This is a genomic window from Pseudomonas sp. W5-36 (assembly GCF_046540455.1).
Classification (GTDB): Bacteria; Pseudomonadota; Gammaproteobacteria; order Pseudomonadales; family Pseudomonadaceae; genus Aquipseudomonas; species Aquipseudomonas graminis_B.
In genome coordinates, this window is sequence record NZ_JAXCIQ010000014.1 from 1 (window position 1) to 21,784 (window position 21,784).

Consider the following 21,784-nt stretch of genomic DNA (forward strand, 5'->3'; position numbering starts at 1 on the left):
GCTTACTTCGTCCAACTCTTTGATTATCAAGGAGTTTTCCGTTTCGTCTGCGCCGGAAGTGGGGCGAATTATAGACAGATCCAGAGGGGCGTCAAGCACTTATTTGAACTTTATTCCGAACGAAGTGTAATCCGGCCGAACGCCTTCTTGCCGGCCTGACATACATGGGTCGCGCCCAACCTGAATACAAACCCGCGACCCACAACTTCACCATCTATACGCACGCCGCCAGATGCCAACAGGTCGCGAGCGACCGCAGCGTTCTTAACCAGCCCCGCCTTATTAAGGACGGCAGCAATCGGCATGTCTTCGGCTGCAGCGACATCAATCTCCGGGAGATCCTCCGGAAGCTCTCCATCCTTCATACGGTTTCCAGCAGAACGATGGGCAGAAGCCGCAGCTTCCTCACCATGGAAGCGCGCAACGATCTCTTCGGCCAGCTTGATCTTGATGTCACGTGGATTGGCGCCCGCTTCGCAATCCGCTTTAAAAGCAGCGATCTCTTCCATGGAGCGGAAGCTCAGCAGCTCAAAGTAACGCCACATCAGCGCATCAGGGATGGAGACGAGCTTGCTGTACATAATGCCGGGCGCTTCTTGGATACCTACGTAGTTACCCAACGACTTGGACATCTTCTTGACGCCGTCCAATCCTTCCAGCAATGGCATCGTCAGAACACACTGAGCCTCCTGACCATATGCACGCTGCAGCTCGCGCCCCATCAGCAAGTTGAATTTCTGATCGGTCCCGCCCAGCTCAACGTCGGCGCGCAAAGCAACCGAGTCGTAACCCTGGACCAGCGGATAAAGGAATTCGTGGATGGCGATGGACTGGTTCGACTTGTAACGTTTGTCGAAGTCATCACGCTCCAGCATGCGCGCTACGGTGTACTGGGAAGAGAGTCGGATGAAGTCTGCAGGACTGAGTTGATCCATCCAGGTGGAATTGAACGCCACCTCGGTTTTGGCCGGATCAAGAATCTTGAACACCTGAGCCTTGTAGGTCTCGGCGTAGTCGAGCACTTGCTCGCGGGTAAGCGGGGGACGGGTGGCACTCTTGCCACTCGGATCACCAATCATGCCGGTGAAGTCGCCGATCAGGAAAATCACCTGATGACCAAGATCCTGGAATTGACGCAGCTTATTAATAAGCACCGTGTGCCCGAGGTGAAGGTCGGGCGCGGTCGGATCAAAACCGGCCTTGATGCGAAGTGGCTGCCCACGCTTGAGCTTTGTGACCAGCTCGGCCTCGACCAGGAGTTCATCTGCACCACGCTTGATCAGCGCTAGCTGCTCTTCAACCGACTTCATAACCGCCCCGTAATGCCGTATTTCAAAGGGAAACAACCATACAAGATCAGCGCCCAAATACAAGTTCTGACAATAGGAGCGCGACGAATCGCGGAGCGAGCCGATCGCAAGCTTGCCTCAGGCGAGATTTGGTTATATTTTATACAGTTATTTCATCTTCATCATGTCATTCATCTTTTCCATTTCATCTTTTTCAAAGTCAAAATTACCTATGACCGACACTCCGCCTAAAGCGCCACCGCTTTATCCGAAGAGCCACCTGCTCGCAGCCAGCGGCATCGCCGCACTGCTTAGCCTGGCTCTCCTCGTATTCCCATCCAGCGACGTCGAAGCCAAACGAACCAACCTTGCTCTGGAACTGGACACACCTGCCGACCAGATCAAGCAAGAACAAGACGCTCAAGAACAGACTCAAGCCACAGAGGCACCCGTAGATTCTCCCTTCGCCCAGATCGAAGGCGATGCGGCTGAACCGGCTGATGCCGCCAAGACAGCAAGTGGCACCAAGGCCGCTCCGAAAGAGGTTGCTACTGCCAAAGGCCCGACCCACCGGGAAGTGGTGGTCTCAAAGGGCGATACGCTGTCGACGTTGTTCAGCAAAGTCGGCCTGCCTGCGACGGCGGTGCACGACGTTATTGCCAGCGACAAACAAGCCAAGCAGTTCAGTCAGCTGAAAAATGGCCAGGTGCTACAATTCGAGCTCTCGCCTGAGGGCAATCTCAAGCAGTTGCACAGCAAGCTGAGCGAGACAGAAAGCATCAGTTTGTCTCGCACGGACAAGGGCTATACGTTTACCCGTGACGTGAGCAAACCTAATGTACGCACGGCCTATGTGCATGGCACGATCAACAACTCACTGTCGCAATCCGCCCAGCGCGCAGGCCTCAGCCATACGATGACAATGGAGATGGCAAACATCTTCGGGTACGACGTCGACTTCACCCAGGATATCCGCAAGGGCGACGAATTCGATGTGATTTACGAGCAGAAGGTTGTCAACGGCAAGACGGTCAGTACAGGGAATATCCTTTCGGCTCGCTTCGTAAACCGTGGCAAAACCTACACCGCTGTGCGGTATACGAACAAACAGGGCAACACCAACTATTACACTGCGGACGGCAACAGCATGCGTAAGGCGTTCATCCGTACGCCGGTCGAATTCGCCCGCATCAGCTCACTGTTCTCATCCGGTCGCAAACACCCGATCCTGAACAAGATTCGCGCCCACCAAGGCATCGACTACGCTGCACCTCGTGGCACCCCAATCAAAGCCACTGGCGATGGCAAAGTCATCCTTGCCGGTCGGCGCGGCGGTTACGGCAACACTGTGATCATTCAGCACGGTGAAACCTACCGGACGCTGTACGGCCACATGCAGGGTTTTGCCAAGGGCATTCAGTCCGGATCCAGCGTCAAGCAGGGCCAGGTCATTGGCTATATTGGAACCACCGGCCTGTCCACGGGTCCTCATGTTCATTACGAGTTCCAGGTAAATGGCGTTCATGTCGACCCGCTGGGGCAGAAGCTGCCGATGGCTGATCCGATCGCCAAGTCCGAAAAACAGCGGTTCATGCAGGAGAGCCAACCTTTGATGGCTCGCATGGACCAGGAAAAGGCCACCATGCTGGCCTCGAGTAAGCGCTGACCCATGACTTTATATGTAGGTGTAATGTCCGGAAGCAGTCTGGATGGACTCGACTTCGCGCTGGTAGAACAGGATGACCGACCACGTTTGCTCGGCACCTACTACATTCCCATGCCGGACGACCTTCGCGCCGAACTGCTGGGGCTCTGCGCCAGCGGCCCGGACGAGTTGGCCCGTGCCGGCATCGCCGAGCAGAAATGGGTTCGTCTCGCGGCTCAAGGCGTACTGGCCCTGCTGGACCAGCAGAGCGTGTCAGCCGGTGAAATCCGCGCGATCGGCAGCCACGGCCAGACGATTCGTCATGAACCGGCCCGCGGCTTCACCATCCAGATTGGCAACCCTGCCCTGCTCGCCGAGCTAACGGGCATTACCGTGGTCAGCGACTTCCGCAAGCGCGATATCGCTGCGGGTGGCCAGGGGGCGCCGCTGGTTCCCGCCTTCCATGAAGCGTTGTTCGACGATAACAAAGACTACCGCGCCGTGCTCAATGTCGGTGGTTTCAGCAACCTCAGCCTGATCGAAATCGACAAACCGGTTTCCGGCTTCGACTCAGGGCCAGGCAATGTGCTGCTGGACGCCTGGATTCAGGCACAGCGGGGCGTGAGCTATGACCGCGATGGCGCGTGGGGCGCGAGCGGGACAGTCAATGATGCGCTGCTGAAGTCCATGCTCAGTGATCAGTTCTTTCAAACGAAGGGGCCTAAGAGCACGGGTCGTGAAGTATTCAACCTTGGCTGGGTTCACCACCATCTGTTCCAGATGCCAACGCTGAGACCCGAAGATGTGCAAGCAACACTGCTCGAAGTCACCGCATTGAGCATTACCGAGTCCCTGCAATCGGCACAGGCGCAGACCAAAGAACTGCTGGTCTGCGGCGGCGGCGCTCACAACAAGGCGTTGATGGATCGGCTGGCGGCGCTACTGCCGGCAACAAAGGTTTCTAGCACTGCAGAGTTCGGCGTTGATCCTGATTGGGTCGAAGCGATGGCGTTTGCCTGGCTTGCCCATTGCGCGCTGGAGAGCGTACCCGCCAACCGTCCAAGCGTGACGGGGGCCAAAGGCCTGCGAGTGCTGGGCGCGATCTACCCGGCCTGACCCAACGCCCACCATGCAAAACGCCGCGCAAATGCGCGGCGTTTTTGTGTGTATCGCCTGGATCAGATCGAGAACGAAGAGCCACAGCCACAGGTAGTCGCGGCATTGGGGTTCTTGATCACGAAGCGAGAGCCTTCCAGCCCCTCCTGATAATCCACCTCCGCACCTGCCAGGTACTGGAAGCTCATAGGGTCGACCACCAGACTGACGCCCTCGCGCTCGACAATGGTGTCATCATCGGCGACGTCTTCGTCAAAGGTGAAGCCGTACTGGAAACCGGAACAACCGCCACCGGTCACGAAGACACGGAGCTTCAGGCGATCATTACCCTCTTCATCGACCAGAGTTTTCACCTTGTGCGCGGCACCGTGGGTGAATTCCAAAGCCACTGGGGTAAAGGATTCAACGCTCATGTTCAAAATCTCCCGGCGCTAAGCCGTCATAATGCGTAATGACGCGCATTATCCGCTTCTCCTAGAAAATTGGTCAACTATTGTGACGGCAGCCACAGCTCGCAAGCGACAAGCCGCAAAAAACAGCCGCTATCACCAGCGAGTTGAGACTTGCCGCTTGAGGCCTGAAGCCGCTATTACGGCAACATCCCCGCATGGGACAGGCCTAGGCGTTCATCAAGGCCAAACATGATGTTCATGTTCTGCACGGCCTGGCCCGAAGCGCCTTTGACCAGATTGTCGATGACCGACAGCACCACTACCAAATCCCCGTCCTGAGGCCGATGCACGGCCATGCGGCACACATTGGCGCCACGTACGCTCCGGGTTTCCGGATGGCTTCCGGCGGGCATCACGTCGACGAAAGGCTCATTGGCATAGCGCTTTTCGAACAACGCCTGCAGATCGACCGACTTGTCCACGACGGTTGCGTACAACGTGGCGTGAATCCCACGGATCATCGGCGTCAGGTGCGGCACGAACGTCAGCCCGATATCGCCACCTGCAGCACGGCGTAGCCCTTGAGTGATTTCGGGGAGATGGCGATGGCCTTTAACGGCATAGGCCTTGAAGCTCTCGCTGGTTTCGGAATACAGCGAGCCCACACTGGCGCCGCGACCTGCACCACTGACACCCGATTTGCAGTCCGCGATCAGGCGCAATGGATCAGCAAGGCCCGCTTCGAGCAGTGGCAGAAAACCCAACTGAGTGGCGGTCGGATAGCAGCCAGGCACTGCAATCAGGCGCGCGCCCTTGATGTGCTCGCGATTGACTTCCGGCAGGCCGTAAACCGCTTCGTCGAGCAATTCGGGCGCGCCGTGGGGCTGGTTGTACCACTTGGCCCACTCGACCGGGTCTTGCAGACGGAAGTCAGCGGAGAGGTCGATGACCTTGGTGCCCGCGGCGAGCAACTCGCCCGCCAGCGCATGTGCGACACCGTGGGGCGTTGCGAAGAACACCACATCGCACGCGCCCAGCACTTTGACGTCCGGCACGCTGAACGCCAGGCCGTCATAGTGACCACGCAGGTTGGGATACATGTCAGCGACAGGCAAACCTGCTTCGGAGCGCGAGGTGATCGCAACCACTTCAGCCTCTGGGTGTTGCGCCAGAAGACGCAGCAACTCGACGCCGGTGTAACCCGTACCGCCGACGATACCGACCTTGACCATAACCTGCCCCTCAACCAAACCAGTGGAAAGCCGCTGATCATATGGGTCGATTGCCGATGGGACAACCGCGAACGTGACGTACGGGCGCGGAAGCCACTACTATTTGGCACCGTGTCCCTGGAAACAAACCAAAATGCTCTATCTCTGGATTAAAGCGCTGCACATCATTGCAATGGTGTGCTGGTTCGCCGCCCTGTTCTATCTGCCGCGATTGTTCGTCTATCACGCCATGAGCGAAGACTCCGTAAGCCGCGAGCGTTTCTGCACCATGGAACGCAAGTTGTACCGCGGGATCATGATGCCCTCGATGATCGCTACCCTGGTATTCGGTATCTGGCTGATCGTTCTCGCACCGGGTTTCCTGCAGCAAGGCTGGTTGCATGCCAAGCTCACCCTCGTTGTCCTGTTGATTGGTTACCACCACGTGTGCGGCGCGCAGGTCAAACGCTTCGCGCGCGGCGAACCTGGTCGCAGCCATGTGTTCTATCGCTGGTTCAACGAGGTACCCGTGTTGATCTTGCTGGCGGTGGTCATTCTGGTCGTCGTCAAACCGTTCTGACGCGCATTGCTCATATCGTATGAACTCAAGACAAGGAAGCCAGCATGGCGGAGCACTTCAAGATCGTTTTCGAGGGACAGCTGCGAACAGGCGTTGAGCTGGAGACAGCGCGCCAGAACCTAGCGCAACTGTTCAAGACTGAGGTGTCCGGCGTTGATCGTCTCTTCACCGGCAAACCCGTGACCATCAAGCGAAGCCTGACGCGGGACGACGCGCAGCGTTATCTCGCGGCGTTGAACGATGCAGGTGTCGAGGGCCGTATCGAGCCCGAGGAGCCCGTGTCATTGAGGCTTGAGGACGTGGTCGAAGACACTCCACAGCGTCCGGCTTTCGAACCTGCGGCCTCGCCCTACGCACCGCCGCGCACGCCGGCCAGACAAGACTGGCCCGCCGTGGGCGAATTGAAGGTGTTCTCCATTCAGGGGCGAATCGGCCGTTTGCGCTATCTGGCGTGGAGCCTGGCGCTGGTGGCCGTTGGCCTGCTGGTCGCCGCCCTATGCGTCGGCGTTCTCAGCGTTTCGCTGGTGGCGGGCGGACTGCTCGGCACCGTTGCCCTCGTTGCGTTCGTGGTTGTCAGCATCCAGATCGGCGCCCAGCGGTTGCACGATGCCGGTTGGTCAGCCTGGTTGCTGTTGCTGAATCTCGTACCGGTGGTGGGCAGCTTCTTTCCGATCGTGATGATGGCCGTCCCTGGCAACACGGGCCCGAATCGGTATGGTCCGCCGCCGCCTGGCAACACACCGCGCGTCAAGGTCCTCGCCATCCTGTGGCTCGCGGTGCTGGCGCTGGCCGTAGTGGCCGGGATGATGGGTGGTCTGAACACTGTTCAGGAGCAGGTCGAAGCCACCACCAGCGAATACGAGCAAGCGCTGCCTTACGACGATGACGCGGAACAACCGGTCGTTCCCGTTGATCCTGTCGATAGTGGTGACTCGTCCGACAGCAACGACGACCAATAACTATCTGGCAGCAAGGACGCTGTCTCAATACAAGCTGCAAACACTGGAGAATTGCATGACCCGTTATGCCATGGTCACAGGTGCATCCAGCGGTATTGGCCTGGCGATGGCCGAAGCCCTCGCCCGCCGGGGTCGCAACCTTATTCTGGTGGCCAGGCACCGGGAGATGCTCGAGAGCATCGCCATCGAGTTCACCCAACGCTTTGGTGTCGAGGTGCTGTTCCGTGCCTGCGATCTGGGTGAGCCGCTGCGCCTCTCGGGCTTTCTGCTTGAACTCGAGGAAGGCTCGCGAAGCATCGACTTGCTGGTTAACTGCGCTGGCATCGGCAACAGCGGGCCCTTTCTCGCTCAAGAGTGGGCGCAAGAGCAGGACCTGCTCGACCTTAATGTGCTCGCGTTGACGCGTCTCTGTCACACGGTTGGCAACCTGATGGCGGTGCAAGGCGGCGGCCAGATACTCAACGTTGCGTCGATCATGGGCTTTCAGCCGGGACCATGGATGAGCACCTACGCGGCGAGCAAAGCGTACGTCCTGCATTTTTCCGAAGGGCTTCGCGAGGAGCTGCACAAGACCGGCGTGAAGATTTCGGTGTTGTGCCCCGGGCCGACACGCACAGCGTTTTTCCGCACCGCACAACTGGATGCCGGCAAGTTTACGCACGACGACCACATGACCGCCGAGGAGGTCGCGCTGTACACGGTTCGCGCGCTCGACAAGAACCGTGCGGTGATCATCCCGGGTTGGCGAAACAGGCTACTGACACGCCTGCCGCGCTTTGCCAGTCGCTGGATGACGCGAAAGCTCTGGGGCTCGATGCTCAAATCTCGTACGTCAGTCTGACGGGGCACATCGCAACAAACGTCTGGGCGTGAACCGGGACGCTCAGTACACTGCCTTCATCCCCCTCGAAACGGAGCAAGAAGGCTGTGGATACTTTGTTTACCAAGATCATCAATCGGGAAATCCCGGCGAAGATCATCTACGAAGATGATCAAGTGCTGGCCTTTCACGACATCGCCCCCCAGGCGCCTGTGCATTTTCTGGTTATCCCGAAGAAGCCGATTGCCACCCTCAACGACGTGACTGAAGACGATAAGGGCCTGCTGGGCCACATTCTGTTCACGGCCCAGCGCCTGGCAAAAGAACTGGGTTGCGAGGACGGCTTCCGCGTGGTCATGAACACCAACGAAAAAGGCGGTCAGACCGTCTATCACATCCACATGCACGTGCTGGGTCAGCGCCAGATGAACTGGCCGCCGGGCTGAGTCATCCTCTCCGGTCTTCGTCGACCTGCCAGGTGCGCGCCAACGCCCCGGCGGGCTGACACCGGACAAGCCCGGTTACACCGTTTGAGGTAGACTGACCGCCGTGGATTTACCCGGAGGCGCCCATGGCTACCGAACGTCACTACTCCCCTATCGACCGTTTCCTGCTTCAAGCCGACGCAGCGATGAAGACGCTGCTGCCCGTCAGCGCGCACGCACATCGTCCTTCGCCTGCCATCGTTCAACCCGACGTCAAGATGAATGAGTCCGACACCCGGCATGTCGCAGGGCTCATGCGCATCAATCACACTGGCGAAGTCTGTGCTCAGGCGTTGTATCAGGGGCAGGCACTCACCGCGAAACTGCCTCAGGTGCGCAAAGCCATGGAGCACGCCGCCGAGGAAGAAATCGACCATCTGGTGTGGTGCGAGCAACGCATTCATCAGTTGGGCAGTCATACCAGTGTGCTCAACCCATTGTTCTACGGTGCTTCGTTTGGCATCGGCGCAGTGGCTGGCTTGATCAGCGATCGAATCAGCCTGGGCTTCGTTGCCGCGACGGAAGATCAGGTGTGCAAACACTTGAATGAGCATTTGGAGCAATTGCCAGTCGAGGATGAGAAGTCGCGGGCGATTCTCGAACAGATGCGCGCCGACGAGGAGCATCACGCAGAAAGCGCGATCGAGGCAGGCGGTTTCCGCTTCCCGGCGCCGGTGAAGTTCGGCATGAGCCTGTTGGCAAAAATCATGACCAAAACCACCTACAGGATCTGATCGAATCTGCGGTCGGCCGGCCTTTATCAGCGAACAAAGCTGCCGCGAAAGACCGGAAACAAAGAAGGCGCCTGAACAGGCGCCTTTTTTTGTATCACTGAGACCTTAGACCGGCATGTTGCGGCCGTAGAAGATTTCGAGCATCTCGTGCTTCACGCGGCCGGTCACCTGCTCGCGCTGTTCAGCGGAGAGATTGCTGGTGGCGTCGCCGAACAGGTAGTTGTCCAGCTCGAACTGCTTGAGCAGCATTTTGGTGTGGAACAGGTTTTCCTGATACACGTTCACGTCAGTCATCTGGTAGCTGTCGCGCGTGTCGTCGGAAAGGTAATTCTGGATCGAGTTGATCTCGTGGTCGATGAAATGCTTCTTGCCTTCAACGTCACGGGTGAAGCCGCGCACGCGATAGTCGACGGTCACGATGTCGGACTCAAACTTGTGGATCAGGTAATTCAGCGCTTTCAACGGGGAAATCACGCCGCAGGTCGACACATCGATGTCCACACGGAACGTGGCGATGCCGTCAACGGGGTGGATTTCAGGATAGGTATGAACCGTGATGTGGCTCTTGTCCAGGTGCGCGAGAATGGTTTCCGGCAGCGGACCCGGCGATTCTTCGATCTGGCTGTCAGTCGGCGTGACCGGCTGCTCGGAGATCAGAATGGTCACACTGGCGCCTTGTGGATCGTAGTCCTGACGCGCGATGTTCAGGATGTTCGCGCCAATGATATCGACGACATCGGTGAGAATCCGCGTCAGGCGTTCGGCATCGTACACACTGTTGATGTACTCGACGTAGGCCTGCTGGTCCTGCGGGGTTTCCGCATAGCAGATGTCATAGATGTTGAAGCTCAAGGTCTTGGTCAGGTTATTGAACCCGTGGAGCTTGAGTTTGCTTTTCACCGTTAAAAACTCTCTATATGGGTGCGGCGCTGGCCGCGTGATCAAGCATGCCCGTCAACTGAGCCCGGCTCAGCTGCGTAGGACGGTTAACACCTCTTCGCGTTGGCGATTTTGGTTGTCTGGTCGGAGGCGAGCCGGCTACCCGGCGGTCGCGCCCTGAAAAAGGGGCGCATTATGCAGACGTCAGAAGTCGCATGCCATAGCCTGCACCGCTTTTGTGAAAATTGAGCGTTGCTCAACCCAGTTCGATGATCTCGTAGTCGTGGGTGATTTCGACGCCGGCATTACCCAGCATGATCGACGCCGAGCAGTATTTCTCGGCGGACAGCTCGATCGCACGTTTGACCTGCGTCTCTTTGAGGCCGCGCCCTTTAACCACGAAGTGCAAATGGATCTTGGTGAACACCTTGGGATCTTCGTTGGCGCGCTCGGCTTTTAGGAACGCCTCACAACTCTCGATGGGCTGACGGGCTTTCTTGAGAATGCTGACCACGTCGTAATTGCTGCAGCCACCCAGGCCAATCAGCACCATTTCCATCGGGCGAACACCCAGATTGCGACCGCCGCTTTCTGGCGGGCCATCCATCACAACCACATGGCCGCTGCCGGACTCACCGAGGAACATCGCCTCACCCGCCCATTGAATACGCGCTTTCATCACCGGACTCCAATGCTTGAAAAATGGCGGCCAGCTTAGCACAGGGCCCTGCCGTCGCTGAGTGGACGGGACATGCCCGGCCACGACCGAAATGTAGGAAGTGTCTGAAAAATTGGCTAATTGCCGCTGTTGAACTGCGTCAAATGGCAACTACTGCCGATACCTCTAAGAATGCCTAAGGGCGCAGTTTTTTACGGGATACAGCCATGCTCGCCGTGCAGCCTCCGAACAAGATGAAAATCGCCGACAAACTGCTGCCGCACGCCCAGCGGCGGCGATGCCTGGCGAAGACCAATATTCTCTGCGCAGGCGAGGAGTCGGATTCGCTGTACCTGCTCATCAAGGGCTCGGTGACGATCCTGATCGAAGACAACGAAGGTCGCGAGATGATCGTGGCCTATCTCAATACGGGGGACTTTTTTGGCGAACTGGGACTTTTCGAGCAGACGGCCGCCGGTGCCCACCGCAGCGCCTGGGTGCGCGCCAAAACCGAATGTGAAGTGGCCGAGATCAGCTACGCCAAGTTCCGCGAGCTCAGTCAGCAGGATCCCGAATTGATGTACGCCATCGGTGCGCAAATCGCCGAGCGTCTGCGCAACACCACCCGCAAGGTCGGCGATCTGGCGTTTCTGGACGTCACTGGCCGCGTTGCCCGCAGCCTGCTCGATCTGTGCAAGCAGCCTGACGCGATGACCCACCCCGATGGCATGCAGATCAAAATCACCCGCCAGGAGATTGGCCGTATCGTGGGGTGTTCGCGGGAGATGGTTGGTCGTGTGCTCAAATCGCTTGAGGAGCAAAACCTGGTGCATGTCCGGGGCAAAACCATGGTGGTTTTCGGCACCCGTTAACACACGCACCGGGTATTGGCAGGTGAGTCAGATTCCGGCCAGCAGGCGTGTATAGCGTTCACTCATACGGCCAAGAAAATCCGGCGCGTCGAACAGCTCATGCAGAGCGATATGGCTTTGCGCTTCGCACCGCACATCGAGTTCACAGGTTTCATTGAAGCGATTGACTGCGTTGACCATCTCAACGCGCTCGTCATCCAGCAGCATCGCGGCATGGGCCAACACCACCGGCCGCTTGCCACCCTGACTCTGCCGCCAGCGCTGCGCAGTACCCACCATCTTGCGAGCGTTGAGGTTGACGTTGAAACGGCCATCGCAGAAGGCCCCTTCGACTTCGCCCAAGGATGCAGCGCCACCCAGCTCACTCAGCGTATCGAGGATCGGCTGACACAGGCGCATGTAGGCGTTCTCGATGCGGTCGCGATCCAGATCGGTATCCGGCTGCACATACACAAGCGCCACGTTGACCGTCGAGGGCGATTGCGGCACGGGCTCGCCGCCACTTTCACGCAACAGCACAGGCCAGCCACTGTCGGCGAGCGTTTCGCTGGCTTCAGTGAAGCCAGGAAGACGGCTCAACCGCCTTGGCATGACCAGCGCGCGGTCGGTAGGCCGCCAGAGCAGCAAACCGCTCTCGGCGTGCCCATCACACACTGACGCCAGCAGATCCTGCTCGGCCTTGAGGCCGGCTTCAACGCACGTTGCCAAGAGCTGAAGGGTCATGCTGCCTCCTGACGTGAGTGGCGACGGCTTTCTGGCCTACAACGGTGGATCAGTCCAAACCGCCGGACTTGATCGCAGTGCCTTTCTCCGGGAAGAACAGTCGCTGCAATTCCACACCCGGCTTCTCGGCGCGCATGAATGCCTCGCCCACCAAGAAGGAATAAACGTCGTTGATCTCCATCAGCTCGACATCCGCGCGGTTGAGAATCCCGCTTTCCGTGATGACCAGGCGATCACGGGGGATGCGCGGCAGCAGATCGAGCGTGGTTTCCAGACTGACGTCGAACGTGTGCAGATTGCGGTTGTTGACGCCCACCAGCGGAGTGTCGAGGGTTTTCAATGCCCGCTCCAGCTCGTCGCCATCGTGGACTTCTACCAGCACATCGAGGCCGACACCTTTGGCGACTGAGGCCAGCTCGGCCATCTTCACATCATCCAGCGCCGAAACGATCAGCAGGATGCAGTCGGCCCCCAATGCCCGCGCTTCGACGATCTGATAAGGGTCGATCATGAAGTCCTTGCGGATCACCGGCAGCGAACACGTCGCCCGGGCCTGCTTCAAATACTCATCAGCGCCCTGGAAGAAATCGACGTCGGTCAGCACAGAAAGGCAGGTGGCCCCGCCTGCTTCGTAGCTAGTGGCAATCTCCGCAGGATGAAAGTTTTCGCGGATCACGCCCTTGCTCGGCGACGCCTTCTTGATTTCTGCAATGACGGCCGGCTGCTTGCGCTTGGCCTGGGCAATCATCGCGGCAGCAAACCCACGCGGTGCATCGGCTGCTTTCGCCAGAGTTTCCAATTCGGCGAGGCTGACACTGGCACGGCGCGCAGCGACTTCCTCGACCTTTCGGGCCAGAATCTTTTCCAAAACCGTCGGCACACTCATTCTTCATTCTCCTGCTTGAATACCGCGGTAAAGGCACCCAGTTCTTCCAGCTTTTCGCGGGCCAGGCCCGTGTGTAATGCGTCGTGGGCCAACGCCACGCCTTCTTTCAATGACGAAGCATGATCAGCCGCGTAAAGCGCTGCGCCGGCGTTCAGCACGATCATTTCGGCGGCTTTCTGGCCGTGCTCGGACTTGCGCCGACCCAGCGCGTCACGAATCAATTCCAGCGACTGCGCCGGGCTGTCGACCACCAGACCGAACAGGCTCTGGCTATTCATGCCCAGATCTTCCGGCTGTACCCAGTATTCGGTCACTTCGCCGTTCTTCAGTTCCGCGACAAAGGTCGGCGCGGCGATGCTGAATTCGTCCAGGCCATCCTGGGAATGCACCACCAGCACGTGTTTGCTGCCCATGCGCAGCAGCACCTCGGCCAATGGCCGGCACAGCGCCTGACTGAATACGCCGACCACCTGGTGCTTGACGCCGGCCGGGTTAGTCAGTGGACCGAGCATGTTGAACAGTGTGCGCAGGCCCAGTTCCTTGCGTGGCCCTGCGGCGTGTTTCATCGCGCCGTGGTGGGTTTGCGCGAACATGAAACCGATGCCGACGCTGTCGATGCAGCGCGCCACTTGCACCGGGGTCAGGTTCAGGTAAACGCCTGCCGCTTCCAGTAGATCGGCGCTGCCACTCTTGCCGGAGACCGCGCGATTGCCGTGCTTGGCGACTGTGCAACCGGCCGCCGCGATCACGAACGAGGCAGCGGTCGAGACGTTGAATATGTTTGCGCCATCACCGCCGGTGCCGACGATGTCGACCACGCCGTCGAGGGTTTTGAGTTGAACCTGATCCGCCAGCTCACGCATGACCGACACTGCACCAACGATCTCGTCAATGCTTTCGCTTTTCATGCGCATGCCCATCAGAAATGCGCCGATCTGCGCCTGGGTGCACTGGCCTGTCATGATTTCGCGCATGACCTCGCGCATTTCATCGGTGCTCAGGTCCAGTTGATTCACAACCCGGCCCAGCGCCGTTTTGATATCCATTGCCATGTCGATGTGTCCTTAACCCTGACGGGTGCCGCCGGTCTGCTTGAGGAAGTTGGCGAACAGCTCGTGGCCCTGCTCGGAAAGAATCGACTCAGGGTGAAACTGTACGCCCTCGACGTTAAGGGTTTTGTGACGCAGGCCCATGATTTCATCAACGGACCCATCTTCGCGCTGGGTCCAGGCGGTCAACTCCAGGCACTCCGGGAGTGTTTCGCGCTTGACCACCAGCGAGTGATAGCGGGTCACGGTCAGCGGATGCTTGAGGCCTTCGAAAACACCTTTGTCTTCGTGGATCAGCTCGCTGGTCTTGCCGTGCATGACCTGGCGCGCACGCACCACGTCGCCGCCAAACGCCTGGCCAATCGACTGATGACCCAGGCAGACGCCGAGCACGGGCAGCTTGCCAGCGAAGTGTTTGATCACGTCGATGGACACGCCTGCTTCGTTCGGCGTGCACGGGCCGGGGGAAACGACGATACGTTCGGGGTTCAGGGCTTCGATTTCGGCGACGGTCATTTCGTCGTTGCGAATCACTTTGACGTCGGCACCCAGCTCGCCCAAGTACTGCACGACGTTGTAGGTGAAGGAGTCGTAGTTATCGATCATCAGCAGCATGGTGCTTAACCTTTTGAATGACTGACTTTTAACGTGGCCTTCCGTTTTCTGACCGCAGTTGCGCGCAGAGGGTCGCGGGAAGGGTTCCGGCGAGTCACTGCAAAACCGAGGCATCAGAAGGCATATCAATACAGATCCGGCGGAGCCGGCGGGGGAAATAGTCAGGCGCGCCAACGCCAACGGGCGTGGCCCTTGATAACGCGCATCAAGAAGCTGCTGACAATCGACACAGGAAAGGTCTCGTTCATACGTTGCCGCACAGTAGCGTACCGCCGCAGGGCGCGCAATATCGCAGTGCCCGGATGGCGCGGGGCAGCGGCCGATTGGCAGGATTTGAATGCCCGCAAGGTGCAGATCGCAGCCTGAAGGCCGGTACAGAATATTTGCCGTGAATGCCACGGCATCGTGGGCGATTTGTGTCGCGGCTGCTACCTTCTCGTACAGCACTAAAACAATAAGGGATGCCCCCATGATCAAAGCCACACTGCGCTGGCCGTTCGCGGCTTGCCTGCTCTCGCTCGCCTGTTCCTCGGCCCTGGCCGCCTCTTCCCCCTATTCAACGATGATCGTATTTGGCGACAGCCTCGCCGACGCCGGGCAGTTTCCCGATGCCGGCGGACCACCCGGCGCCACCTTGCGTTTCACTAACCGCACCGGCCCGACATACCTGAACGGCAGCGGCGAGGCATTCGGTCTGAACTCATCGACGCTGCTGGGCGAAATGCTTGGCGTGGCGCCCGGGGATTTGCAGGCATCGACCTCCCCCGTCCGCGCGGCGCAAGGGTTGCCGGATGGCAACAACTGGGCTGTGGGTGGCGACCGGACCGATCAGATTCTCGCGGCGATCACCACCCAATCTCAGATTGCCAATACTGACGCCTCGACCGGCGTGACAACGGTGTTCCGGACGCGACCCGGTTATCTGGTTGAAAACAGCTCGCGGGCTGACCCCAACGCCCTTTACTACCTGACCGGGGGCGGCAATGACTTCCTTCAGGGCCGGGTGCTGAGCGCGGGACAGGCAGTCAACGCGGCGAACAACCTGGCGAACGGCGCACAAATCCTGTCCCAGGCCGGTGCGCGTTACATCATGGTCTGGCTGCTGCCTGACATCGGCCGCACGCCTGCTGTATTCGGCACGCCATTGCAGGGGCCATCGTCGTTGCTGAGCGGGGTGTTCAACCAGCAGTTGATCAATCGGCTGGGGCAAATCGATGCCGAGATCATTCCGCTCAATGTGCCGGGGCTCATACGCGATGTACTGACCGAGCCGGCGCGCTATGGGCTGGCGGCCGATCAGAACCTGGTCGGCACCTGTTTCAACGGCAACAACTGCACCGCCAACAGCGTTTACGGGATTGGCGGCCTGACGCCTGATCCGACCAAACTGCTGTTCAACGACGGCGTGCACCCGACCGTCGCGGGTCAGCGTCTGATCGCCGACTACGGGTATTCGATTCTGTCCGCACCGTGGGAAATCACGCTGCTGCCGGAAATGGCCAACGGAACGTTGCGCGCGCAGCAGGATGAACTGCGCAGTCAGTGGCTGGCGGATTGGGGCAATTGGCAGAACGTCGGTGAATGGCGCGCCATCGTCGCCGGTGGCGGTCAGAAACTGGATTTCGACGCGCAAGGCAATTCCGCCAGCGGCGACGGTCACGGCTACAACCTCACGGTGGGCGGCAGCTATCGCTTCGCTGAAGACTGGAGAGCCGGGCTGGTTGCAGGTGCTTACCGGCAAACACTCGAAGCCGGCGCCAAGGATTCGGACTACAAACTCAACAGCTATATCGCGACCGCATTCGTGCAGTATCAGGCGCAGCACTGGTGGGCAGAACTGGCGGCCTCAGGCGGAAAACTCGACTACGACAACCTCAAGCGCAAGTTCGCGCTGGGCATCAGCGAAGGCGCGGAGAAAGGCGACACCGACGGCGACCTGTGGGCGGTCAGTGGGCGCGTGGGCTTCGACCTGGCCGAACAGCGCAGTCGCTGGCATTTCTCGCCGTTCATCAGCGCCGACTATTCCCACGTCAACGTCGATGGCTACTCGGAGGACAGTGCTCGCGCGACCGCACTCAATTACGACGACCAGACGCGCAAGTCAAAGCGGCTAGGCGCGGGGCTTCAAGGGAAGTTGGACGTCACGCCGCAGACCCAGGTGTTTGGCGAAGTGGCCCATGAGCGTGAGTTCGAGACCGACCAGCAGGACGTGACCATCGCGCTGAACAGCGTGCCCGGCCTGGATTTTGATCTGAAAGGCTATGACCCCCAGCGCAGTTTGAATCGCGCAAGCGTGGGCCTGAGCCAGAAGCTGGCGCCCGACCTCACACTGCGTGCCGGCTATAACTGGCGCAAGAATGATGACGTGACCCAGCAAGGGGTGAATCTGGCGGTGAGTCTGGATTTCTGAAGCTACCAGGCATGTGGGAGCGACCGGGGTGGCGCTCCCACAGGGACTTCTAAATCTTCAAGCCTCTGGCGTCTGCTGCGCCAGCGCCACGGCGCGGAACATCGCGCGGCGCTTGTTGAGGGTTTCTTCCCACTCCAGCGCCGGCACAGAATCCGCGACAATGCCGCCACCAGCCTGCACGTGCAGCTCGCCGTTCTTGATCACCGCGGTACGAATAGCGATCGCGGTGTCCATGTTGCCGTTCCAGGCAAAGTAGCCCACTGCGCCGCCGTACACACCGCGCTTGACCGGCTCCAGTTCGTCGATGATTTCCATCGCACGAATCTTCGGCGCGCCCGACAAAGTGCCCGCCGGCAGGATGGCCCGCAGCGCATCCATCGCCGTCAGGCCACTCTTCAGCTGGCCGGTGACGTTCGACACGATGTGCATGACGTTTGAATAACGCTCGATGACCATCTTCTCGGTGAGCTTCACCGAACCGACTTCCGAAACCCGCCCGGTGTCGTTTCGTCCCAGATCGATGAGCATCAGGTGCTCGGCAATCTCTTTGTCGTCAGAGAGCAAGTCGACTTCCAGCGCGTGGTCTTCTTCCTCGGTGGCGCCACGGGGACGCGTCCCGGCAATCGGGCGGACGGTGATCAGATTGTCTTCGACCCGCACCAGCACTTCCGGCGAACTGCCGACGACGTGGAAGTCGCCGAAGTTGAAGAAGTACATATAAGGCGTCGGATTGAAACACCGCAACGCGCGGTACAGGTCGATCGGTGCGGCCTTGAAGTCGATGGACATGCGCTGCGACGGCACGACCTGCATGCAGTCGCCTGCGAGGATGTATTCCTTGATCGTGTCGACGGCTTTTTCATAATCCGACTGGGTGAAGCTTGAACGGAACACCGGGTCCGCCGCCTGCGGACGGGTCAGGTCCAGACCGCGGCGGGGCGTGATCGGCTGACGCAGTTTCTCCATCAACGCTTCGAGTCGCGCCAGGCCACCTTCATAGGCTTCAGGCTGAGCCGGATCGACCAGCACGATCGCGTGCATCTTGCCGGCCAGGTTATCGAACACCACGACGGCATCCGACACCATCAACAGAATATCCGGCACGCCCAGTGGATCAGGATTCGGGCATGCGCCCAGACGCGGCTCTACATAACGCACGCAGTCATAACCGAAATACCCCACCAGACCGCCGTTGAAGCGTGGCAGACCGGCGATGGTCGGGACGTTGTAGCGGGCCTTGAAGGTCTCGACGAAGTCCAGCGGGTCTTCGGCTTCCAGGCGCTCGATCTCGACACCGTCGTGGGTCACGCTGACGGTGTGGTCATGCACACGCATGACCGTGCGGCACGGCAGTCCGATGATCGAGTAACGCCCCCACTTCTCCCCGCCCTGCACGGACTCAAGCAGGTAGGAATTGGGCTCGTCAGCAAGCTTCAGATAGATCGACAGCGGCGTGTCGAAGTCAGCCAGGGTTTCGTAGGCAAGGGGAATGCGGTTGTAGCCTTCAGCGGCCAAACGCAGGAATTCTTCGCGGGTCATATCAGCCTCGTGGTCTGAGGGAAAACGGTCAGGGATGCAAACGCGCCGGGGCTCCGGCCAGGTTCAAGTCAGGCGCGCCAACGCCAGCGGGCCAGGGCCTTGATGACTTTCATCCAGAGTTTGCGAGTGACCACCACGATGGATTCTCTAAAGGAGGGAGACTTGATGTCGGGCAACGTTATCTCAGCGCCCTGCGCTAAGCAACCGGCAGAACTGCCCGGAATCAGCATGCGCAAATCATCGATCACCAGCGCCGGTGACTCTTCTGCGATAGGACGGCCGTGGTTGTAGCCGTAACTCAATGCCACACAGGCGACACCCGCCGCTTTGGCCGCCAGCACGTCGTTGCGCGAGTCACCCACGAACAGCGACTGAGACCCCGGTATACCGGCCATTTTCATGACAAAAAACAGCGCGGCCGGGTCGGGCTTCTGCTGCGGCAGCGTGTCGCCGCCGACGATCCAGCGAAAGAATCGCCCGAGCTTGAGGTCATCCAGCAAGGGGGCAACGAAGCGTTCCGGCTTGTTGGTGATCAGCGCCATCTCGACGCCCATCTTCTGCAGCCATTTCAGGGTTTCGCGCACGCCGGGGTAGACCTTGGTCAGGGCATGGCTGCCGCTGTAGGCCTCCATGAAAATCGCCAGCGCAGCCTCGGTGGACTCTTCGTCCACGGCGGTGTGATCCATGCCGTTCGCCAAGGCGCGGCGAACCAGCACGCGTACGCCGTTGCCGATCCAGTCACGTACCCGTTCGATGCCCGCCGGCGGCCGGCCGAGCTGGATCAGGGTCTTGTCCACCGCTGCGGCCAGATCCGGCACCGAGTCGATCAGTGTGCCGTCGAGGTCGAACATGATCAGCCTGGGCAGACGTCCCGGAAACAGCTGTTCGAAGCCGCTGGTCAACGGGCCAACGCCAGTTCTGCGTGCATCTTCGCAATGACTTCGCGGTAATCAGGCGCATTGAAAATGGCCGAGCCCGCGACGAAGGTGTCAGCACCGGCTGCGGCGATCTCACGGATGTTGTTGACGTTGACGCCGCCGTCGATCTCCAGACGGATGTCGCGACCGGACGCATCGATCAGCGCACGAGCCTCGCGCAGCTTGTTGAGCGTGCCGGGGATGAATTTCTGGCCACCGAAGCCTGGGTTGACGCTCATGAGCAGGATCATGTCGACCTTGTCCATGACGTATTCGAGCAGGTTCAGCGGGGTCGCCGGGTTGAACACCAGACCTGCCTTGCAGCCGCCTTCGCGGATCAGTTGCAGGGAGCGGTCGATGTGCTGGGTCGCTTCCGGGTGGAAGGTGATGTAAGTGGCGCCGGCTTCGATGAAGTCGCCGATGATGCGATCCACCGGGCTGACCATCAGGTGAACGTCGATAGGCGCGGTGATGCCGTATTTGCGCAATGCCGCACAGACCATAGGTCCGATCGTCAGGTTGGGGACGTAGTGGTTGTCCATGACGTCGAAGTGGACGATGTCGGCGCCAGCGGCCAGGACGTTGTCGACTTCCTCTCCCAGACGGGCGAAATCGGCGGACAGAATCGAAGGAGCAATAGCGAAGGGCTGCATGACGCACCTTTTATGAGCGAAATCACGGTGGCGCGCATTGTACTCCAAGAGTTTGAAACGTGCGTTGGGTCGCAAGCGTGTTGGTCGAGAGGCTCGATTCCGGTGGCGTGAACGGCGCCGTTAAAGGCACAACGCCCGGTGCCACAGCATTGCGCACCGGGCCTTGGCTTGGTTCAGCGGTTGAGAATCGGCAACGCCAGCCGATTGCTGCCCCCTTAAACGGTCTCGAGCAGCAGACGAGGACGTGAGCTCAGGGCGTACCGAGCCAGACCAAAGCTCAACGCAGCACCGATGATCAGCATGAAGAACGTGCCCCACGCCGCTTTGGAGACCTGTTTGGCCGCGACATCCGCCGCTTCACGGGCTTGTTGCTCAGCCTGCACCTTCAGCTCTGCGACTTTCGCAGCTGCTTGCTGATAGGCCTGGGCATAGTTGTCGACGATCTGCTGCGCCTCAGCTTTGCTCTTACCGGTGCGGGCCGCCACGATGTTGACCAGCGCGTCTTTGTCGGCGGCATTCAAAGCCGGTTCGCCCGCTTTCTGGACGCGATCAAACCATTGCTTCAACTGATCGCCGGCCTGGGTTGGATCGGTGGAGGCCTGCTCTGCCGTTTGCCTGGCATCGGCGCCCGCCACGTCAGCTTTCTGATCCAGCTTCGAGGGATCCAGCTCTGGCTTGCCGGACTGCTTCAGGGTGGTGTCCAGCTGTGATTTCAGGCTGTCCCAATCCAGGCTGATGCCGTTCTTATCCAGCTGTTGCTTGATGCTCTGACCCACACCCGGTGCGGCAGCGGCCACGCCATCGGCCGCCAGGGAAAGGCCCTTGCCTGCGATGTTGCCGGCAGTGCCGACCAGCGATCCCGCCAGCGACGCGATGAGCCAGGTGGTCAGCAACGTGCTGACCGTCCAGCTGAGCAAACCATGCAGACCGCCGCGGTCCGGCGCGGTGCGCCCCGACACCCAGGCACCGGCGGCAATGGCCACCAGGGTACTGATGAACAACCAGGCGCCGGCGCCCCTGCCGAAGCCGCTCAGCGGGTTGCCCTGGGCCATCGGATCCAGCGCGCCCGCGCCGATCGCCGTGCCAAGCACGCTCAGCACCAGGTAGGTCACCAACGTGATTGCCGCACCGGCAAACACCGATCCCCACGACACACGGAATGGCGAAGCGTTGCCCAATGCGGCAGATGTTGCGTAAGTCGAAGCCATGAAAATTTCCTCTGGTGCAGGGGATGCAGATCAAGCGTGCAATCGAGGTGTCAGTGCAAATGCACCACCTGCGTTGATAAGGGCGAGCCTGCGAGGGCTGACTCGCCGCGTCTCATGCGACGTGGCATCAGTTTGATCAGCGCG

The 21,784-nt window shown here is 59.7% G+C and carries 22 protein-coding genes; 9 read left to right on the top strand and 13 right to left on the bottom strand.

Translation table 11 applies throughout. The annotated features are described in order from the left end of the window. Nucleotides 1-110: 110 nt before the first annotated feature. Entirely contained in the window at nt 111-1,310 is a 1,200-nt protein-coding gene (tyrS, locus tag SLW74_RS20005) for a tyrosine--tRNA ligase (protein ID WP_410929873.1), read from the bottom strand. Nucleotides 1,311-1,521: 211 nt separating this feature from the next. Here tyrS and SLW74_RS20010 point away from each other — a divergent pair, with 211 nt between their 5' ends. Together SLW74_RS20010 and SLW74_RS20015 are read left to right on the top strand one after the other, a co-directional pair. After that, nucleotides 1,522-2,955 (top strand): peptidoglycan DD-metalloendopeptidase family protein, encoded by a 1,434-nt coding sequence (locus SLW74_RS20010; RefSeq protein WP_410929936.1) that lies wholly within the window; start codon nt 1,522-1,524, stop codon nt 2,953-2,955. 3 nt (nt 2,956-2,958) lie between these two features. Then, nucleotides 2,959-4,050 (top strand): anhydro-N-acetylmuramic acid kinase, encoded by a 1,092-nt coding sequence (locus tag SLW74_RS20015; RefSeq protein ID WP_065991367.1) that lies wholly within the window; start codon nt 2,959-2,961, stop codon nt 4,048-4,050. Between the two features lie 62 nt (nt 4,051-4,112). Here the strand turns inward: SLW74_RS20015 and erpA are convergent, their stop codons facing one another. Both erpA and argC read right to left on the bottom strand, forming a co-directional pair. After that, the gene (gene erpA / locus SLW74_RS20020; RefSeq protein ID WP_065991366.1) at nt 4,113-4,463 is read right to left on the bottom strand and encodes an iron-sulfur cluster insertion protein ErpA; all 351 of its coding nucleotides are present in this window, start codon (nt 4,461-4,463) and stop codon (nt 4,113-4,115) included. Nucleotides 4,464-4,639: 176 nt separating this feature from the next. Further along, nucleotides 4,640-5,674 (bottom strand): N-acetyl-gamma-glutamyl-phosphate reductase, encoded by a 1,035-nt coding sequence (argC, locus tag SLW74_RS20025; protein WP_192134848.1) that lies wholly within the window; start codon nt 5,672-5,674, stop codon nt 4,640-4,642. A gap of 133 nt (nt 5,675-5,807) precedes the next feature. Between argC and hemJ the strand changes: the two genes are divergently transcribed. The 5 genes from hemJ to coq7 all read left to right on the top strand — a co-directional run bounded on the left by hemJ (nt 5,808) and on the right by coq7 (nt 9,231). Further along, nucleotides 5,808-6,233, top strand: a complete 426-nt coding sequence (gene hemJ, locus SLW74_RS20030) for a protoporphyrinogen oxidase HemJ (protein ID WP_065991364.1) — start codon at nt 5,808-5,810, stop codon at nt 6,231-6,233. Nucleotides 6,234-6,277: 44 nt separating this feature from the next. Then, on the top strand, nt 6,278-7,192 hold the full coding sequence (locus SLW74_RS20035; RefSeq protein ID WP_410929874.1) for a DUF805 domain-containing protein: 915 nt from the start codon (nt 6,278-6,280) through the stop codon (nt 7,190-7,192). 55 nt (nt 7,193-7,247) lie between these two features. After that, the gene (locus SLW74_RS20040) at nt 7,248-8,033 is read left to right on the top strand and encodes an SDR family NAD(P)-dependent oxidoreductase (RefSeq protein WP_065991362.1); all 786 of its coding nucleotides are present in this window, start codon (nt 7,248-7,250) and stop codon (nt 8,031-8,033) included. A gap of 86 nt (nt 8,034-8,119) precedes the next feature. After that, nucleotides 8,120-8,458 carry a histidine triad nucleotide-binding protein gene (locus SLW74_RS20045; protein ID WP_065991361.1) on the top strand — a complete coding sequence of 113 codons (339 nt, stop codon included), beginning with the start codon at nt 8,120-8,122 and terminating at the stop codon, nt 8,456-8,458. A gap of 125 nt (nt 8,459-8,583) precedes the next feature. Beyond that, nucleotides 8,584-9,231 (top strand): 2-polyprenyl-3-methyl-6-methoxy-1,4-benzoquinone monooxygenase, encoded by a 648-nt coding sequence (coq7, locus tag SLW74_RS20050; RefSeq protein WP_065991360.1) that lies wholly within the window; start codon nt 8,584-8,586, stop codon nt 9,229-9,231. A gap of 105 nt (nt 9,232-9,336) precedes the next feature. On the opposite strand, the gene speD is transcribed toward coq7, so the two are convergent. Then, nucleotides 9,337-10,131: an adenosylmethionine decarboxylase gene (speD, locus tag SLW74_RS20055; RefSeq protein ID WP_037019204.1), complete on the bottom strand. Its 795-nt coding sequence runs from the start codon at nt 10,129-10,131 to the stop codon at nt 9,337-9,339. A 235-nt stretch (nt 10,132-10,366) separates the two neighbouring features. After that, complete coding sequence (locus SLW74_RS20060; RefSeq protein WP_410929875.1) at nt 10,367-10,789, bottom strand: OsmC family protein; 423 nt, start codon at nt 10,787-10,789, stop codon at nt 10,367-10,369. Between the two features lie 206 nt (nt 10,790-10,995). On the opposite strand from SLW74_RS20060, the gene crp reads away from it, so the two are divergent. Beyond that, a complete protein-coding gene (gene crp, locus SLW74_RS20065) occupies nt 10,996-11,640 on the top strand; it encodes a cAMP-activated global transcriptional regulator CRP (RefSeq protein WP_065991358.1) in 645 nt (214 codons plus the stop codon). Between the two features lie 27 nt (nt 11,641-11,667). On the opposite strand, the gene SLW74_RS20070 is transcribed toward crp, so the two are convergent. From SLW74_RS20070 to SLW74_RS20085, 4 genes are read right to left on the bottom strand one after another with little or no spacing between them, the layout of a single operon-like run. After that, nucleotides 11,668-12,363: a biotin/lipoate A/B protein ligase family protein gene (locus SLW74_RS20070; protein ID WP_410929876.1), complete on the bottom strand. Its 696-nt coding sequence runs from the start codon at nt 12,361-12,363 to the stop codon at nt 11,668-11,670. 49 nt (nt 12,364-12,412) lie between these two features. Then, the gene (gene trpC / locus SLW74_RS20075; RefSeq protein WP_065991356.1) at nt 12,413-13,249 is read right to left on the bottom strand and encodes an indole-3-glycerol phosphate synthase TrpC; all 837 of its coding nucleotides are present in this window, start codon (nt 13,247-13,249) and stop codon (nt 12,413-12,415) included. Next, nucleotides 13,246-14,295 (bottom strand): anthranilate phosphoribosyltransferase, encoded by a 1,050-nt coding sequence (gene trpD, locus SLW74_RS20080; RefSeq protein WP_065991386.1) that lies wholly within the window; start codon nt 14,293-14,295, stop codon nt 13,246-13,248. The genes trpC and trpD overlap by 4 nt, the downstream gene beginning before the upstream one ends. 18 nt (nt 14,296-14,313) lie before the next feature. After that, the gene (locus tag SLW74_RS20085) at nt 14,314-14,913 is read right to left on the bottom strand and encodes an aminodeoxychorismate/anthranilate synthase component II (RefSeq protein WP_074887043.1); all 600 of its coding nucleotides are present in this window, start codon (nt 14,911-14,913) and stop codon (nt 14,314-14,316) included. A 469-nt stretch (nt 14,914-15,382) separates the two neighbouring features. On the opposite strand from SLW74_RS20085, the gene estP reads away from it, so the two are divergent. Further along, nucleotides 15,383-17,323, top strand: a complete 1,941-nt coding sequence (gene estP, locus SLW74_RS20090) for an esterase EstP (RefSeq protein WP_410929877.1) — start codon at nt 15,383-15,385, stop codon at nt 17,321-17,323. 57 nt (nt 17,324-17,380) lie between these two features. Here estP and trpE read toward each other — a convergent pair whose 3' ends face one another. The 4 genes from trpE to SLW74_RS20110 all read right to left on the bottom strand — a co-directional run bounded on the left by trpE (nt 17,381) and on the right by SLW74_RS20110 (nt 21,640). After that, the gene (gene trpE / locus SLW74_RS20095) at nt 17,381-18,862 is read right to left on the bottom strand and encodes an anthranilate synthase component I (RefSeq protein WP_065991353.1); all 1,482 of its coding nucleotides are present in this window, start codon (nt 18,860-18,862) and stop codon (nt 17,381-17,383) included. 68 nt (nt 18,863-18,930) lie between these two features. Continuing rightward, complete coding sequence (locus SLW74_RS20100) at nt 18,931-19,713, bottom strand: phosphoglycolate phosphatase (protein WP_065991385.1); 783 nt, start codon at nt 19,711-19,713, stop codon at nt 18,931-18,933. A gap of 47 nt (nt 19,714-19,760) precedes the next feature. Next, on the bottom strand, nt 19,761-20,432 hold the full coding sequence (gene rpe, locus SLW74_RS20105; protein ID WP_192134865.1) for a ribulose-phosphate 3-epimerase: 672 nt from the start codon (nt 20,430-20,432) through the stop codon (nt 19,761-19,763). A 215-nt stretch (nt 20,433-20,647) separates the two neighbouring features. Next, a complete protein-coding gene (locus SLW74_RS20110) occupies nt 20,648-21,640 on the bottom strand; it encodes a hypothetical protein (RefSeq protein WP_410929878.1) in 993 nt (330 codons plus the stop codon). Between the last annotated feature and the right edge of the window lie 144 nt (nt 21,641-21,784).

What these genes read in the sequence shown, in the direction of transcription:
- tyrS (WP_410929873.1), bottom strand. Translation starts at nt 1,310, where the DNA reads ATGAAGTCGGTTGAAGAGCAGCTAGCGCTGATCAAGCGTGGTGCAGAT.
- SLW74_RS20010 (WP_410929936.1), top strand. Translation starts at nt 1,522, where the DNA reads ATGACCGACACTCCGCCTAAAGCGCCACCGCTTTATCCGAAGAGCCAC.
- SLW74_RS20015 (WP_065991367.1), top strand. Translation starts at nt 2,959, where the DNA reads ATGACTTTATATGTAGGTGTAATGTCCGGAAGCAGTCTGGATGGACTC.
- erpA (WP_065991366.1), bottom strand. Translation starts at nt 4,463, where the DNA reads ATGAGCGTTGAATCCTTTACCCCAGTGGCTTTGGAATTCACCCACGGT.
- argC (WP_192134848.1), bottom strand. Translation starts at nt 5,674, where the DNA reads ATGGTCAAGGTCGGTATCGTCGGCGGTACGGGTTACACCGGCGTCGAG.
- hemJ (WP_065991364.1), top strand. Translation starts at nt 5,808, where the DNA reads ATGCTCTATCTCTGGATTAAAGCGCTGCACATCATTGCAATGGTGTGC.
- SLW74_RS20035 (WP_410929874.1), top strand. Translation starts at nt 6,278, where the DNA reads ATGGCGGAGCACTTCAAGATCGTTTTCGAGGGACAGCTGCGAACAGGC.
- SLW74_RS20040 (WP_065991362.1), top strand. Translation starts at nt 7,248, where the DNA reads ATGACCCGTTATGCCATGGTCACAGGTGCATCCAGCGGTATTGGCCTG.
- coq7 (WP_065991360.1), top strand. Translation starts at nt 8,584, where the DNA reads ATGGCTACCGAACGTCACTACTCCCCTATCGACCGTTTCCTGCTTCAA.
- SLW74_RS20060 (WP_410929875.1), bottom strand. Translation starts at nt 10,789, where the DNA reads ATGAAAGCGCGTATTCAATGGGCGGGTGAGGCGATGTTCCTCGGTGAG.
- crp (WP_065991358.1), top strand. Translation starts at nt 10,996, where the DNA reads ATGCTCGCCGTGCAGCCTCCGAACAAGATGAAAATCGCCGACAAACTG.
- SLW74_RS20070 (WP_410929876.1), bottom strand. Translation starts at nt 12,363, where the DNA reads ATGACCCTTCAGCTCTTGGCAACGTGCGTTGAAGCCGGCCTCAAGGCC.
- trpC (WP_065991356.1), bottom strand. Translation starts at nt 13,249, where the DNA reads ATGAGTGTGCCGACGGTTTTGGAAAAGATTCTGGCCCGAAAGGTCGAG.
- trpD (WP_065991386.1), bottom strand. Translation starts at nt 14,295, where the DNA reads ATGGATATCAAAACGGCGCTGGGCCGGGTTGTGAATCAACTGGACCTG.
- SLW74_RS20085 (WP_074887043.1), bottom strand. Translation starts at nt 14,913, where the DNA reads ATGCTGCTGATGATCGATAACTACGACTCCTTCACCTACAACGTCGTG.
- estP (WP_410929877.1), top strand. Translation starts at nt 15,383, where the DNA reads ATGATCAAAGCCACACTGCGCTGGCCGTTCGCGGCTTGCCTGCTCTCG.
- trpE (WP_065991353.1), bottom strand. Translation starts at nt 18,862, where the DNA reads ATGACCCGCGAAGAATTCCTGCGTTTGGCCGCTGAAGGCTACAACCGC.
- SLW74_RS20100 (WP_065991385.1), bottom strand. Translation starts at nt 19,713, where the DNA reads ATGTTCGACCTCGACGGCACACTGATCGACTCGGTGCCGGATCTGGCC.
- rpe (WP_192134865.1), bottom strand. Translation starts at nt 20,432, where the DNA reads ATGCAGCCCTTCGCTATTGCTCCTTCGATTCTGTCCGCCGATTTCGCC.
- SLW74_RS20110 (WP_410929878.1), bottom strand. Translation starts at nt 21,640, where the DNA reads ATGGCTTCGACTTACGCAACATCTGCCGCATTGGGCAACGCTTCGCCA.